The 14,932-nt window shown below is 60.1% G+C and carries 12 protein-coding genes and 1 riboswitch; of the genes, 7 read left to right on the top strand and 5 right to left on the bottom strand.

Going from position 1 to position 14,932, the window contains the following annotated elements; genetic code table 11:
- Window positions 1–93: 93 nt before the first annotated feature.
- Complete coding sequence (locus ACP7AJ_RS12065) at window positions 94–1,329, bottom strand: acyl-CoA dehydrogenase family protein (protein ID WP_426060456.1); 1,236 nt, start codon at window positions 1,327–1,329, stop codon at window positions 94–96.
- 270 nt (window positions 1,330–1,599) lie between these two features.
- Between ACP7AJ_RS12065 and ACP7AJ_RS12060 the strand changes: the two genes are divergently transcribed.
- The 3 genes from ACP7AJ_RS12060 to ACP7AJ_RS12050 all read left to right on the top strand — a co-directional run bounded on the left by ACP7AJ_RS12060 (window position 1,600) and on the right by ACP7AJ_RS12050 (window position 5,973).
- The gene (locus tag ACP7AJ_RS12060; protein ID WP_426060455.1) at window positions 1,600–3,420 is read left to right on the top strand and encodes a TrkH family potassium uptake protein; all 1,821 of its coding nucleotides are present in this window, start codon (window positions 1,600–1,602) and stop codon (window positions 3,418–3,420) included.
- A gap of 22 nt (window positions 3,421–3,442) precedes the next feature.
- Window positions 3,443–4,123 (top strand): potassium channel family protein, encoded by a 681-nt coding sequence (locus tag ACP7AJ_RS12055; protein ID WP_426060454.1) that lies wholly within the window; start codon window positions 3,443–3,445, stop codon window positions 4,121–4,123.
- A gap of 110 nt (window positions 4,124–4,233) precedes the next feature.
- On the top strand, window positions 4,234–5,973 hold the full coding sequence (locus ACP7AJ_RS12050; protein WP_426060453.1) for an APC family permease: 1,740 nt from the start codon (window positions 4,234–4,236) through the stop codon (window positions 5,971–5,973).
- A gap of 254 nt (window positions 5,974–6,227) precedes the next feature.
- Here ACP7AJ_RS12050 and ACP7AJ_RS12045 read toward each other — a convergent pair whose 3' ends face one another.
- A complete protein-coding gene (locus tag ACP7AJ_RS12045; protein WP_426060452.1) occupies window positions 6,228–8,714 on the bottom strand; it encodes a TonB-dependent receptor in 2,487 nt (828 codons plus the stop codon).
- Window positions 8,715–8,775: 61 nt separating this feature from the next.
- A riboswitch (TPP riboswitch) is annotated at window positions 8,776–8,880 on the bottom strand.
- A 174-nt stretch (window positions 8,881–9,054) separates the two neighbouring features.
- Between ACP7AJ_RS12045 and ACP7AJ_RS12040 the strand changes: the two genes are divergently transcribed.
- Entirely contained in the window at window positions 9,055–9,279 is a 225-nt protein-coding gene (locus ACP7AJ_RS12040) for a hypothetical protein (protein WP_426060451.1), read from the top strand.
- 400 nt (window positions 9,280–9,679) lie between these two features.
- On the top strand, window positions 9,680–10,741 hold the full coding sequence (locus tag ACP7AJ_RS12035) for a Brp/Blh family beta-carotene 15,15'-dioxygenase (RefSeq protein ID WP_426060450.1): 1,062 nt from the start codon (window positions 9,680–9,682) through the stop codon (window positions 10,739–10,741).
- A gap of 24 nt (window positions 10,742–10,765) precedes the next feature.
- On the opposite strand, the gene ACP7AJ_RS12030 is transcribed toward ACP7AJ_RS12035, so the two are convergent.
- Window positions 10,766–12,202, bottom strand: a complete 1,437-nt coding sequence (locus ACP7AJ_RS12030; protein ID WP_426060449.1) for an AAA family ATPase — start codon at window positions 12,200–12,202, stop codon at window positions 10,766–10,768.
- Window positions 12,203–12,437: 235 nt separating this feature from the next.
- Entirely contained in the window at window positions 12,438–13,088 is a 651-nt protein-coding gene (gene pnuC / locus ACP7AJ_RS12025) for a nicotinamide riboside transporter PnuC (protein ID WP_426060448.1), read from the bottom strand.
- Between the two features lie 68 nt (window positions 13,089–13,156).
- Between pnuC and ACP7AJ_RS12020 the strand changes: the two genes are divergently transcribed.
- Window positions 13,157–13,489 (top strand): rhodanese-like domain-containing protein, encoded by a 333-nt coding sequence (locus ACP7AJ_RS12020; protein WP_426060447.1) that lies wholly within the window; start codon window positions 13,157–13,159, stop codon window positions 13,487–13,489.
- 3 nt (window positions 13,490–13,492) lie between these two features.
- Here ACP7AJ_RS12020 and ACP7AJ_RS12015 read toward each other — a convergent pair whose 3' ends face one another.
- A complete protein-coding gene (locus ACP7AJ_RS12015; protein WP_426060446.1) occupies window positions 13,493–13,840 on the bottom strand; it encodes a hypothetical protein in 348 nt (115 codons plus the stop codon).
- Between the two features lie 301 nt (window positions 13,841–14,141).
- Here ACP7AJ_RS12015 and ACP7AJ_RS12010 point away from each other — a divergent pair, with 301 nt between their 5' ends.
- Window positions 14,142–14,930 carry a YqjF family protein gene (locus ACP7AJ_RS12010; protein WP_426060445.1) on the top strand — a complete coding sequence of 263 codons (789 nt, stop codon included), beginning with the start codon at window positions 14,142–14,144 and terminating at the stop codon, window positions 14,928–14,930.
- The last annotated feature ends 2 nt before the right edge of the window (window positions 14,931–14,932 follow it).

The following is a 14,932-nucleotide window of genomic DNA, read 5'->3' as shown; positions in this document are numbered from 1 at the left end:
GAAAAGCTAGGCACATCATCCTGCTAATATGCAAAACGGCTGCTCTGGACAAGAGCAGCCGTTTTCTTTTCAATACTCTAGAAAGAAAGAAGTTTATTTAAACGCCTGAATGCCGGTAATATCTGCCCCCGTAATCAGCAAATGAATGTCGTGCGTGCCCTCGTAGGTAATCACCGACTCCAGGTTCATCATGTGGCGCATGATGGGGTACTCGCCGGTGATGCCCATGCCGCCGTGAATCTGGCGGGCTTCGCGGGCAATGTGCAGGGCCATGTCGACGGAGTTGCGCTTGGCCATGGAGATTTGGGCGCTGGTGGCTTTGCCTTCGTTTTTGAGCACGCCCAGGCGCCAGGCCATGAGCTGGGCCTTGGTGATTTCGGTAATCATCTCGGCTAGTTTCTTCTGCTGGAGCTGGAAGCTGGCGATGGGCTTGCCGAACTGCTCGCGCTGCAGCGAGTACTTCAGGGCCGATTCGTAGCAGTCGATGGCCGCGCCAATGGCGCCCCAGGCAATGCCGAAGCGGGCCGAGTCGAGGCAGGAGAGCGGGCCGCGCAGGCCTTCGATGTTGGGCAGAATGTTCTCCTTGGGGATTTTCACGTCTTCGAACACCAGCTCGCCGGTGGTGCTGGCGCGCAGGCTCCACTTGTTGTGGATTTCGGGGGTCGAGAAGCCTTCCATGCCGCGCTCCACAATCACGCCCTTGATGCGGCCCTGCTCATTTTTGGCCCACACCACGGCCACCTGGCACTCGGGCGAGTTCGAAATCCAGAGCTTGGCGCCATTTAGGAGATAATGGTCGCCTTTGTCCTCGATTTTGGTGGTCATGCCACCGGGGTTCGAGCCGTGGTCGGGCTCGGTGAGGCCAAAGCAGCCCAGCCACTCGCCGGAGGCCAGCTTGGGCAGGTACTTGTTGCGCTGCTCCTCCGAGCCGTACTGGTAGATGGGGAACATCACCAGCGAGCCCTGCACCGAGGCTGTGGAGCGCATGCCGGAATCGCCGCGCTCAATCTCCTGCATGATGAGGCCGTAGCTGATGTAGTCGAGCCCACCGCCGCCGTACTCCTGCGGAATGGTGGGGCCGAAAGCGCCGACGTCGCCAAACTTCTTCACGATTTCGCTGGGGAAGTGGCCGTCCTGCGCCCACTTCTCGATGCTGGGCGAAATCTCCTTCTTCACGAAGTCGCGGATGCTCTGGCGAATGAGGATGTGCTCCTCGGTGAGCAGCCCGTCGAGGTCGAAATAGTCGGTGAAGCCGTTGGCGTTGGTGCTGCCCTTCTGGGCGGTGTGGGCTTTGGACTCCGGGGAAAGAACGTCGGCTTGGGAAGACATAACGGGGAATGAGTTGGGTGGGAGGCTCAAAGATAAAAGTTTTGAGACGAGCCGGCCGCCAACAGAACAGCCGATAGGCAAGCGGGTTCCGGCTCGTCCCGAATTCATCGCTCATCTTTAGGCCTTCAAATTACGTAGCGCCTACCTTTCCGGCTGGGCGGCAGTGGCAGCGCCGGTGTTTTCAGCGGCTGGGCACGGGCCCAATCGACAATATGTAAGCCCGAGGCGCGGCCTAATCCTCAGCTTGCGGCGTGCTCTAATTCCCTCTCTATGCGCCTTCCTAAATTCAGCGAGCACCTTCACGAGCGCCTGCAAGAACAGCGTCCGCAGCTGGTATCCCGGGCCGACTCCGTGCTGTTCTACCTCAGCCTGGGCGGCTTGTTCGTTTTCCTCTACGACTTGGGGTTTGCGCACAGCCCGGAGGCTGAGCAAACGCTAACGTACTTCTACGGGGCCTACATGCTGTGCATGATGCTGGTGCTGGGGCTGCGCCTGGTTTTGCTGAATAAGGCCGGCATGCCGAGGAGTTGGATAATTGCGGAATATGTACTGATTTTTTTCGCCGGGTGCAGCGTACTGCTGGCTTTTCTACCGTCACAATCGGTGCTGCCCGGCACCCTGGTGGGCCAGTACGTAGAGCAAGACCTAGTGATTCTGGCGGTGCTGGTGTACGTCTTTCTCATCGAGCTTTCGCGGCGCTCGCTCAATTTTTATCGCCTCCGCTACAACCCCGCTCTGCTGTTCATCGCCAGTTTTATTCTGTTGATAGTGCTGGGCGCGGGTCTGCTGCTGCTGCCCCGGGCTACGACCAATGGCATAAGTCCGCTCGACGCCCTGTTTACTTCGGCCAGTGCCGTGTGCGTCACTGGCCTGATTACCGTGGACACGGCCACGGCCTTCTCAGGCTTCGGCAAGGCGGTTATTCTGATACTGATTCAGCTTGGGGGACTCGGTATCATGACGTTTACGAGCTTTCTGGCGCTGTTTTTCCAACGCTCGTCGTCGTTCCAGAACCAGTTGTTCATGCAAGGCCTCATCAACGAGGAAAGCATCGGCAACACCATGCGCACCATCGGCAACATTGTCTGGATCACGTTTTTAGTGGAGTTTGTTGGGGCCTGCTTCATTTATGCATCGATTGGGCCGGCCGAAATCCCCCGCCTGCACGACCGGGTGGAGTTCGCCATTTTCCACTCCATCTCGGCCTTTTGCAACGCGGGCTTCTCCACGCTTTCGGCAGGTCTCTACGACACCAACTTTCGCTTTAACTACGGCTTTCAACTCGTTATCATTGCCCTGATTATCATCGGCGGCATTGGCTTCCCCATCATTTTCAACCTCTACCGCTACCTCCGGGCCGCGGGCCGCAACCGCTGGCGGCAACTCTACTACCGCGAACGGCTGGTGTATACGCCGCGCATCATCAACATCAACACCAAAATTGTGCTGCTGACCTCGGCGGCGCTGACAGTGGCCGGCACTGTGCTCTATTTCGGCATGGAGTACAACAACACCATGCGCGAGCACACCGGCATGGGCAAGTTCGTGACGGCGCTGTTTGGCGGCGTCACGCCCCGCACCGCCGGCTTCAACACCGTGGACATGGCCCAGTTGACGATGCCGCTCGTGCTCATTTATCTGCTGCTGATGTGGATTGGAGCGTCGCCGGGCTCTACAGGCGGCGGCATCAAAACCACTACGTTTGCGCTGGCCTTGCTGAACATCTACAGCATTGCCCGGGGCAAGGAGCGGCTGGAAATATTTGGGCGGCACGTGCCCGCCAAATCGGTGCAGCAGGCCTTTGCCGTGATGATGCTGTCGTCGCTGGTTATTGGCGTTGCCATTCTGCTGATTAAATATTTCGACCCCGCTATTCCGCTCGCCCAAGTCGCTTTTGAGGCGTTTTCGGCCTACAGCACCGTCGGGCTCACGCTGGGCATCACCGGCGGCCTGAGCGCAGGGAGTAAGCTGGTAGTCATCGTCACCATGTTTTTGGGCCGGGTGGGCACCTTCACCCTCATTGCCGGCGTGGTCACCAAAATCAACGACCAAAACTACCGCTACCCTTCCGAAAACATTATCATTACGTAGCGTCCCGCAAGCACCACATCACATGAAATACATAATTATTGGGTTGGGCTACTTCGGCTCGTCGTTGGCCTCGAAGCTCACGGAAATGGGTCACGAAGTCATTGCCGTCGACAGTGACATTGCCAAGGTCACGCAACACAAAGACCGCATCACGCACACCGTGTGCCTCGACGCCCGCGACCAGCAGGCCCTGGCTACGCTGCCGCTCAGCGATACCGACATGGTGCTCGTGGGCATCGGCGAAGACTTTGGGGCGTCGGTGATGGCCGTGGCCAACTTCAAGCAGCTGGGGGTGAAAAGGCTCATTGGCCGCGCCATTTCGCCCCTGCACCAAACCGTGCTGGAAGCCATTGGCGTCGACAGAATAATTCGTCCCGAAACGGAGTCGGCCGAACGCCTGGCCAAGAGCCTTGACCTGAAGGACATTCTCGACTCCCTGGATTTGACGGAAGACTACAACATCATCCAGGCCACGGTGCCGGTGCGCTACGTGGGCAGAACCATTCAGGAAGCCAACTTCCGCCAAAAGTATAACATCAACGTGCTCACCATCATCCGCCCCAAGGACTCCACCAACCTATTTGGCCGCTCGCAGCGCAAGCCGTCGGCCATTGGCGTGGTGGCGGCCGATACGGTTTTTCAGGCCGACGACATCATGGTGCTGTTTGGTAAGATGGAAGACATCCGGAAGGTGCTGCATTAAAACCGGGCGGCAGGTAGCCGCGCGTCGGGCTTTTACGTTAGCCGCTGCGCGAAGCCAGCCGTCTCCGGCTTGCCCGCCGGCTGTTACCTTAGCCGCCCCATTCAGCTGCCATGAGCCACGGAAAGAAACTTAACGAACTAGAAGCCACCGCCATATGCGGCAACGACATTTCCTCGTCGTGCCTGTACGTGTCGGCGTTGGCCATTTCCTACGCCGGGCAATACGCTTGGCTGGCCCTCTTGACGGTGGGCGCGGTGCTGTTTTTGTTCCGCAAAATCTACGGCGAGGTCGTGGGTGCCCTGCCCCTGAACGGCGGCGCCTACAACGTGCTGCTGAACACCACCAGCAAGCGCAACGCCGCGCTGGCCGCCTGCCTCACCATCCTGTCGTACATGGCCACGGCCGTGCTTTCGGCCAACGAGGGCATGCACTACCTGCACACGCTCTGGCACGGGCTGCCCATCATTCCGGCCACCATGGGGCTGCTGGCGCTGTTTCTGCTGCTCACCATCCTGGGCATTTCGGAGTCGGCCATCGTGGCGGTGGGCATTTTTATTCTGCACCTGGTGTCGCTCACGGTGCTGGTGGGCGTGGCGGTGTGGTACCTGGCCACGCAAGGCATGCCCAACCTCTCGCTCAACTTTGCGGCGCCGGTGAAGGGCGGCAGCGTGCTCAACGCGCTGTTTTTCGGGTTTAGCGCGGCCATGCTGGGCATTTCGGGCTTCGAAAGCTCGGCCAACTTTGTGGAGGAGCAGGACCGGGGCGTGTTTCAGAAAACGTTGCGCAACATGTGGGTGGTGGTCACAGTGTTCAACCCACTCATTGCGTTTCTGGCCATTGCGGTGCTGCCGCTGGTGGAAGTAGGCAAGCACACCGAAACGCTGCTTTCGCACTTGGGTACCGTCACGGGCGGGCCCTGGCTGGGCACACTGATTTCGGTGGATGCCGTGGCTGTGCTCAGCGGGGCCGTGCTCACCTCCTTTGTGGGCGTGAGTGGCCTGATGAAACGCATGACCTTGGACCGCATTCTGCCCCAGTTCTTCCTGAGAGAGAACAAGCGCGGCAGCAACTACATGATTCTCATCACGTTCTTTTTGCTATGTGTTTCGGTGCTGCTCATCACCAACGGGCAGCTGGGGCCGCTGGCGGGCGTGTACACCATTTCCTTTCTGTCGGTAATGGCATTTTTTGCCATCGGCAACTTCCTGCTGAAAGGCAAACGGCCGCATTTGCCGCGGCCGGTGTACGCGGGCATTGTGACGGTTACGCTGGCTTTGGTGGGCGTGCTGGTGGCCTTGTTTGGCAACGTCAAGATTCACCCCGAGTACCTGGTGGTATTTCTGCAATACTTCCTGCCCAGCATGGCCGTGGTGTCCATCATGCTCAACCGCATGGCCATTTTGACCTTCATTTTGTCGGCTGTGGAGTCGTTTGAGCGGCAGCTGCCCCGGGCCTCCCGTCTGGGCCGCCTCATGGTGCACCGGCAGCTACGGCAGCTGGCCCAGCAGGAGTTCGTGTTTTTCACCAAAGGAGACAACGTGGCCAACCTCAACAAGGTGATGACCTACGTGGTGGAAAACGAATTCACCAACAAGCTAAAAATCGTGACCCTGCTCCGCGATGGCGAGAAATTCCCCGAAGAGCTGCTCAACGACATCCGCGTGCTGGACCGGGCTTATCCGCAGGTCGACATCGATTTCGTGACCATTGACGGGCAGTTCGGCCCCCCGCTGATTGAGAAGCTGTCGGCGCAGTGGAACATCCCCAAGAACTTCATGTTCATCGGCTCGCCCGGCGACCGGTTCCCGTATCAGATTTCGGAGTTGGGCGGGGTGCGGTTGATTATTTGATGGGGTAATGAGGCTGGCTCGCCCACTGTCATTGCGAGTGGAACGCAGTGGGGCGCGACAATCCGTCCTCTGCCTCTCAGTCCCCTTAAAGATGTGACTCATTAAAAAAGTCCCGGCGCCATTGCTGGCGCCGGGACTTTTTGCATAAGGGCTTTGCACATTAGAAGGTTGGTCGCTGCGAGAGGACGGATTAGCTCCGCTGACCTTCGGTTGCCGCGCTCCGCTCGCAATGACAGTGGCCGCACGCTCCTTTCTTAAAACTTTAAGTTTACCGAAGCCAAGAAGTTGCGGGTAGCCTGCGGGAAGTACCAGTTGAAGGTTTCGAGCTGACTGCTGGCACCGATGTAGCTATAGGTATAGCCGTTGGCCACGTATTCGCGGTTCAACACGTTGTTTACGAGCACAGCCAGTTCAATTTCCTTCACAAAAACCGGACGGATGGCGTAGCGCACCCGGAAATCGAGCACCTGGTAGGGCGCGATGCTGCGGTTGGTGTTTTCGGAGTTGTCTAAATACTGGCGGCTCACTGCTTTGTAGAGGAAAGCCAGGCGCAGGTTTTTCACGGGCTGGCCTTCCAGCGTCTGAGCCGATACAGCGGCCGGCGAGTAAGATATAATCGAGGTGCGCGGCGCGGCGGCTACAGGGTTATAATCGGCGTCGTAAGTCACATCTTGGTAGCCCAAAATGCGGTTCTGGCTAAGGGTGAGCGTGCTGCTGTAGCTGATTTGGTCGTTGGCCGACACGAAGCCGGTAAGCTCTACGCCGCGGCGGTAGCTGCGGGCCACGTTGGTGCGCAGGGGCGCGCCCACGTCGTTGAGCTGGCCGGTGGCCACCAGCTGGTTGTGGTAGTTCATGTAAAAGCCGTTGGCTTCCAGGCGCACGGCGGTGTTGCCGCCCAGCAGGTCCAGGCCGGTGCGGCTGAAGCGATAGCCGCCTTCGAAATCTTCGAGGCGCTCGGGCTTGGCGCTCTGGTCGCCGGCGGGGCGGTCGACGAAGTCGGCGCGCACGGGCTCGCGCTGGCCCACGGCGAAGCTGGCGTAGAGCTGCTGGCCTTCGGCCAGGGCGAAGGTGACGCCGGCTTTGGGGTTGAAGAAGGTGTAGTCGGCGCGGGTGGCTACGTTGCTCTGGTCGTCATCGATGCCGTTGATGCGGTAGGCTATGCGGCGCAGCTGCAGGTCGCCGTACACGCCCAGGCGGGGCAGCACCTGCCAGGTGGCACGGGCGTAGGCGTTGTAGTCGGTTTTGGTGGCGTTGTTGAAGTAGTAGCGCTGGCGGTGGCCAATGGTAGTGGCGTATTGCGCCCAGATGATTTCGCCGTAATGGTCGTTGTCGAACTTATTGGCCGCGCCGCCCAGCGTGGCCTGGAACCGGTCGTTGTCCTTGGGCTGGTAGTTCAGGGCGAAGGTGGCCCCGTAGAAGTAGTTATCGAGCCACTTCTGGTCGATTAGGTCGGTGCGGGCGATGGTCTGGTTGCCGATTACCACGTTGGGCAAGCCGTAGGCCGAAAAGCGGCGGCGGGCCCGGAAGCTTTCGTAGTAGCCGAAGCCGCGGGTGAGGTGCAGCGCCGCGCCGATGTTCCAGTCCGAGCCCAGGCCCTCCGAGAGGTGCAATTGGTAATGGTTTTGCTGGTAGTTGTCGGTCTGGTTGTCGTAGGTGTAATAGCTGTAGCGGCGGCCTTCCTGTAGCACCCGGTCAGCATTGGCCGGCGTCAGCTCGCCGTTATCCACATAAATTTTCAACAAATCCCGGTTGCCGGTAATGGCCGGCTCGGGCACCCCGTTCCAGGCCTGGTAGGTTTTCTCGCGCCCCGAGAAGGTGATGAACTTAAGCAGCGTGTTCTTGGCTTGGTAACCCGCAGCCAGGTAGTAGGACTTCAAATCCGAGGACGCCCGGTTCATGTAGCCGTCGGTGGCAATGCGCGAGAGGCGGCCATCCACGGTAAAGTGCCCGCCCAGCAAGCCGGTGCCGAACTGCACGTTGTTTTTCCAGGTGTTGAAGGAGCCGTAGCTGTTGTTGGTTTCGGCGTAGGCCTCGCGGCGCACGTCGAGCGTGCTGATGTTGATGCTGGCGCCGAAGGCCGCGCCGCCGTTCTGGCTGGTGCCCACGCCCCGCTGCACCTGCAGGCTGTTGATGGACGAGGCCAGGTCCGGCAGGTTCACCAAAAAAGCGCCGCGCGACTCCGGGTCGTTCAGCGGCACGCCGTTAATGGTCATGTTGATGCCCGTGGTGCCCGTGCCCCGGATGCGGATGTCGGTGTAGCCCACGCCGGCCCCAGCGTCGGAGGTCACCACCACGGAGGGTGTCTGGTCGAGCAGGTAGGGCAGGTCCTGGCCGAAGTTACGCTTGGCCAGGTCTTCCCGGCCGAGGTTGGTGTAGGCCGTGGCGGTGCGGTCGCTGGCGCGCTGGGCCGTCACCAGGGCTTCGCCGGTGAGCACCGCACTGGGCTGGAGCGAGGTGCTCAGCCGCTGCTCGGCTTCCTGGCCCTGCAATTGCCGCAGCAGTGTTTCATAGCCCAGGAAGCTGATGCGCAGCTCGTGCCGGCCCGCCGGCACCGCCGGCAGCGTGAAGGCGCCAGTGGCGTCAGTAGCCGGGCCAGCAGCACCGTCGAGTAAAATGGTGGCGCCGGGCAGTGGCTCACCCGTGCGGGCATCGGTAACGGTGCCGGACACCGGCCCTTGGGCCCGTGCCGGCGCGGTGGCCAGCGCACACAGCGCAGCCCCCGCGAAGAATACTTTTTTCAAAAAGATTTTGGCGTAAAATATGGAACACGCCGGCGCCCCAGGGGTCGGAGCGGCAGCGGAAACGTCCGCGGATTGTTTATTCCCTTCGCCGGCATTACCCGGTTCAGGTTCGATGGGTATCATCTCAGCCACCTTCTTTTAAAAGGCAGCACCCCTAAACAGGGCACAAAGGTACAAACCCGGCTCTGGTACAGCAGCAAAATTTGGCAATTGACCCATCGGGCACCAACACATCCCTTGGTCGTTTGTTGAAAGTCAATTAATTTAGAGACGTCCGCCGGCGCAACGCCGGCAGGCAAAGCTTCGTTGAAAGTTTTGCACCGCTTTAGCTGCTTCCGTCATGTTTAGCCTCATCTACGCCGTTGCTTTCTGTGCTTTTTTCCTGTTCATGCTGGTGCTTCCGCGCCGACGGCGCGCCGTTCCTCCTCCCCCGCCGCACGACGGCGACGACGATGGTGGCGAACCACATGACCCCGGCCTGCCCGACCTGGACCTGCCGCCCGGTATTTCCCGGCCCATCAACGACTGGGAGCCCGATTACAACAAACGCCGGGTAGGGGTTTAGGGCACTCTTCACTGATTGCATTTGCTTGACAAGGTTACCACGGGTAAGCTAAGGAGCAGTTTTTGGGCCCACTAACGGCCTTAAAACTGCTCTTTTTTTGCCGCCTCCGCACCTATGAGCGTACCGACAATGAGCAGTATCGACACCGACAGCAAAACCCGCTTTGGCCCGGTGAATGCACGGTAAGGCTTAGCGCAGTGCGCCAGTAAAAGTCGCCACTGTCAGCGCGGCTTCCGTAGTAGAGGCCAGTCTATGCTTGAGCTATGCTTGTGGAGCAATTGGGTATCCTATGAGCAAAGAACTCTGGCCCAACCTCACTGGGGCAGAGTTCTCAACAGGCCTTGTGCGTGGGCTAGTTGTACAACAGCTACGTTGTTACTCACTGCCATGCTACTATTCTATGCCTAGTTCTCTCGCTCCCGGATGGTCTTCCCATCGGCACCATTCCTACGCTGCTGTGCTGGCACTAGTGGGCCTTGGGCTAGCATTTCCGGCGGTGGCGGGCGTACTGCTTGGAGTACCATTAGCTATAGGCATGGTGGTGCTCGGTGTGGCCCACGGCGCCTGCGACCAGTTTGTGCTGCCGGCCCGCCAGCCCGCAGGCCGCGCCCTGACGGGGTGGCACTACTGGCGGCAGTTTCTAGCGGGCTACCTTGGTCTGGCCGCACTGGTGGGCTTGCTCTGGTGGCTGTGGCCGGCAGCTACGGTGGCAGGCTTTTTCCTACTCACGGTGTGGCACTGGGGCTCAGCCGATGCTCCCACTAACAAACAGGTGCCCACCGGCTGGTGGCTCGCGCATAGCCTGCTGCGCGGCTTGCTGATTTTTGCAGTACCCGCCTGGGGCCGCGCCCACGAAACCATGAGCCTGGTAAACGAGCTGCTCGCTTTCGTAGGCGCAGAGGCCGTTTCGGCCTCCACTTTCGGAGCCATTGCGGTGGTGCTAGGCGTGCTGGTAATGGGTGGGCACGCAGCACTTTGGGCCGGGTATGCGAGGCAGCACCGAACCGGTTTTCTCAAAACCGAGCTGGTGGAGGTGTCGGTGCTAATATTGCTGTTTGTGGCCCTGCCCCCGCGGCTTTCGGTGGCAGTGTATTTTGTGTTCTGGCACAGTTTACAGCACATTCTGCGCCTCAATGGCTGGCTGGGTTACGCTTCTGGCGCCAAAGGTCAGGCAGCTCGTTCGGAATTGCTGGCGCAGCTCGTTTTCTTTCTGCGGCGGGCGGCGCCGCTGCTGCTCGTCAGCTGCGTAGCGCTGCTGGTACTGGGCCGCGTGTTGGCGCCACGCCTGCCCGATGCCACAGCTTGGTTTAGTCTGGCGTTGGTGGTGGCCGCCATTGTCACCCTGCCCCACGCCTTATTAGTCACGACAGTGATGGACGCGCACCGGTGGCAAAGCCTGGGGCTGGGTAAGTGCGCATTGTCTCCCACCCTAAGAACTGCAGCGGCCAGGATGCACTCGTAAAAACACCCGTCCGCTCGCCCGTGCCTAGCCCACTTCAATGGTGTAAGACGCCGAAAACACCTGGCCGGGCTCCAGCGTGAGAATGCCCTCTTTTTCGCGCAGCTCGCCGGGCTCGCCTGTGGGGCTGGCAATGCCGTGCCAGGGCTCTACGCACACAAATCCTGCCCCTGGTCCCTTAGTCCAGAGGCCGAGGTAGGGAAAGCCATCGAACTGAAACCGCACGAAATGCGCCGACTTGCGCGAGCGCAGGGTGAGGCGCGTGAAATCGTAGTGTTTGAAAACCAGAGCGTCGTCGGCAAACAGCTCGTAGGTGAGCGGCAGCTCCCGCTCGTCGTTCAGCACGGGCGCAGTTTGGCCGGTGAGCAGGCCGCCATGCAGTAAGTGGCGCTCCAAGGTCACCGGGTGGTCGAACTCAAAGTAATAATCCTCGAAGGCCTCGTCGGGCAGCAAGGGGCAGCGAACGGCCGGGTGCGCGCCAATGCTGAACAGCAAGGGCTGGTCGGTGGCGGGGTTGCGCACGTCCCAGCGCACCGTGAGCAGGGCGTCGCGCAGGGCGTAAGTGATGGTCAGCTCGAAGGCAAACGGGAACACTGCGCGGGTGGCCTCGTCGTGCTGCAGCTGAAACACCAGCTCGGTGGGGCTGTGCCGTAGCACGGCAAAAACCTGGTCGCGAGCAAAACCGTGCTGCGGCAGCTTGTAGTCGCGGCCCTCGTGGTGATAGGCATCGCCGGGCAGGCGCCCCACCAGCGGAAACAGCACGGGCGCGTGGCGCGCCCACACGGCGGGGTCGGCCGGCCACAGGTATTCGAGGCCGTTGGCCGACGTAATCAGGCTGGTGAGTTCGGCGCCATGCGCGGCAAACGTGGCCCGGCAGCTGGGCGAAACGAGGGAGTAGTGAGCAGGCGGAGCCGGCATGGGTTTCACGGGTAAAGCGGTGGGGTGCGAAGTTGCGCGCAACAGCTCATCAATCAGAAAACAAGCCTGGGAGAAACGTCGCTCGCCGTTGCCGGTTATCTCGGCAAAGTTGGCCATTTGCTCGCGCAGCTCGCGTTGATATAAGTCATAGAACTGCTGCCGCAGGTGAGGGTGCTCGCGCAGGGGGTCGGGCTGCCAGGGCATATCGATGCCCATCAGCAGCACCAGGTCGTACTGCTGCTGATTCATTCGGCTCAGTATCCATTCCGGGCAATGCCCAAAGGCGTGCTCGGCCCAGATTTTAATTACCAGCATGTCGCTGTCGTAGAAAACCACCCGGTGGGCACGGGCCTCAGCCTCGACTTCGGCAGCTACTTGGCCGCGGGCTATTTCTTCCAGGTCCTCGGGCGTGTAGTGAGGGCCGGATACTGCCAGGTATTCACGGGCAAATTCGGGGGCAAAGGTGGTGCCGTAGTGCGCCGCCAAACGGGCGGCCAATGTGGATTTGCCCGTGGATTCGGGGCCGGTAAGGGAAACGCGCAGCAACGTAGGGTGGAAAAGAACGGTGAAGGGAAAGAGTCGGCTATAAGTCAGGAATTACTACTGGATGAAGAATCAGGTTGTCCCCAATGGCGGGTGGAACACAAAGGGGCTGCCATACGAACCCAATAAAACCAGCTTAGACAGGGCAACTCAGCGTGTGCTTATTGACCTTGTATTAGTAGCTGTACGCGAATTTTAGGCTGGAATGCCAGGTTCTAAAAAAATCCCACCTATTCCATCAGGCGGCTATTTGCTGTGGCTGGGCTTCCTGCATTCGCAGCTCGCGTCGCCATTGCCAGTACCCATACACCGCCAACCCCGTGAACACCACATACAGGCCGCTGGTCAGGTAGAGGTGCCGATGCCAATACATGCCAATGTAGACGACATCGACGCCTATCCACAGCAGCCAGTTTTCGAGGTTGCGGCGCGACAGCAGCGTTTGGGCTGCCAGGCTAATGGCCGTGGTGCTGCTGTCCAGATACGGCAGGGCCGCGTCGGTGTGGCGGCTAAGCAATACCCCGGCCACCACCGCATACAGCAGCCCCGCTCCGCTTAGCCACCATCCCACGTGCCGCGGCGTGCGCGTGATGGGCAGTTGGGGAGCATCGGGCGTGGCAGCGCCCCGCAGCCATTTCACCCAACCATATATCAAAAGACTGATGAAAGCCAGCTGCAAGCCAGCGTCTGAATACAGCTTGGCTTGCTTAAACACCACCAGGTAGAGCAGCCCGTTGATGATGCCAATGGGAAAATTCCAGATGGAATTGCGGGCCGCCAGCCACACGCAGGCCACCCCCGTGAGCACGGCGGCTACTTCCAGGGAACTAGCCGATTGCACCTCGGCCCAAACGGCAGTAAATAAATCGGAAGAGAGAAATGCAGCCAACACCAGCAAGTAAGAAAGCCGCAAGGTAGAACGGCGAAACCTACTTTTGCCCTCTGTACTCTCAAACTATGGAAAGCGTATCCCTGGAAATCAGCGCCGAAGAGCTGCACCGCCGCCTGCAGGCCGGCGACGACCTGCAACTAGTAGACGTGCGTCAGCCCGAAGAATTCGACTATTGCCACCTTCCCGGCAGCGTGCTGCTGCCGCTGGACGAAGTGCCTCGTCGGGCCGATGAAATTCGACCCGACGGGCCTGTGGTTCTCATTTGCCACCACGGCGTGCGCTCCGCGCAGGCCCTGGGCTACCTGCGCCACCGCCTGGGCCGCACCAACCTGCTGAACCTGCGCGGCGGCGTGGCCGCCTGGGCTTCGCAGGTCGACCCGGAATTTCCGCGCTACTAAGCGCTACTTGGCTGGGGCTCCGGCTGCCCGCTGACGGCGGGCATCTTCCGCTTCGTAAAAGGCCAGCTCGGCACGGTAGGGCTTCAGGTTCCAGCTGGGCTGCGCGTTCGCGATATAGGCTTGGGATGCCTTGATGGCGGCCTTTTGGCTGGCCGGGCAAACCGCGCCCACCGAGTCGGCGATTAGGGCAGTATAGCACTTTTCGAGCTGGGCTTCCAGCATAACGATATAGTCGGCCGCCGGGCCGGTATTTTCGGCACCAGGCGTACGCTTCACGCTGAAGTCCTGTCCCCGGTAAGTGAGAGTTGTGAGGGAATAATCAGTTCCTTTTTTATTGGCTTTAACAGCCATTGCGCCGAGGAAAATGCCGTTTCGAACGCCATTAACCAAATTGGCTTGGGCATGGGCCGCAACAGCGCCGCTCATGAGAAAAAGGCTGAGTATCAGGCAACGCGACGGTCTAGACACGATAGAAAACGTAGTAATGCTATGGAAGACAAGGCACAATATACCGGCAGCCTTATAAGCAGCAACTTACAAGTAGCTGTTTCCAATCATAATGCAATAAAACCCTACCAAAGCACCGCAATCAACCTGAAATATCAGTCAGTTTCGACGCTGCTTTGTTATGCCTTTTCCTGATGCTCTGCCTATGCCTGACTTCCCAACTCCCACCATGCTAACACCAGCACCCGGGACCCCTACCCTGGCCAACCGACTGGCTATGCGCGACCGCCCGCCCGGCGCTCCCTTGCTGCGCCAGGAATGGGGTGACCTGCTGTTTATGCACTGGCCCGTGCCGGCCGAGCTGCTGCAGCCGCACCTACCGCCCCGGCTGCAAATCGATACTTACGACGGCATGGCATGGCTGGCGGTGGTGCCATTCCGCATGTCAAAGGTGCGTACCCGCGTCAGCCCGCCGGTGCCGGGCGCCAACGAATTCCTAGAGTTGAACGTGCGCACCTATGTGCACCTCGATGGTGTGCCAGGCGTGTGGTTCTTCTCGCTCGATGCCACCAACGCCCTGGCTGTGTGGGCCGCGCGCACGTTTTTCAACCTTCCCTACCTGCGCGCCACCATGAGCCTGGAAAGCCCAAACCCGCAGCTGCGGCAATTCAAGGCTGAGCGCAAGCACTCGGGAATGCCGGAGGCCACCTTCCGTGCCACTTGGACCATAGGGGCTCCCCTCCCACCTCCGGAACCCGACTCCCTGGCTTTTTTCCTCACGGAGCGCTACTGCCTCTACGCCAGCAACAAGGCCTGCACCAAGCTCTACCGTGGCCGGGTAGCACACGCTCCATGGCCGCTGCATGCCGCAAACGTGCTGCACTACGAATCGACACTCCTCGAAAGCCACGGCCTGCCTACGCCCGAGGGCCTGCCGCTGGTAAACGCCGGCGGCTCCGTCAGTGTGGAGCTGTGGCCAATGCAGCGGGTGTAATT

This window comes from Hymenobacter sp. B1770, from assembly GCF_049896385.1.
Taxonomy (GTDB): domain Bacteria; phylum Bacteroidota; class Bacteroidia; order Cytophagales; family Hymenobacteraceae; genus Hymenobacter.
The sequence above is the reverse complement of the archived record's forward strand: the minus strand, read 5'-3'. Positions and strand labels throughout refer to the sequence as shown.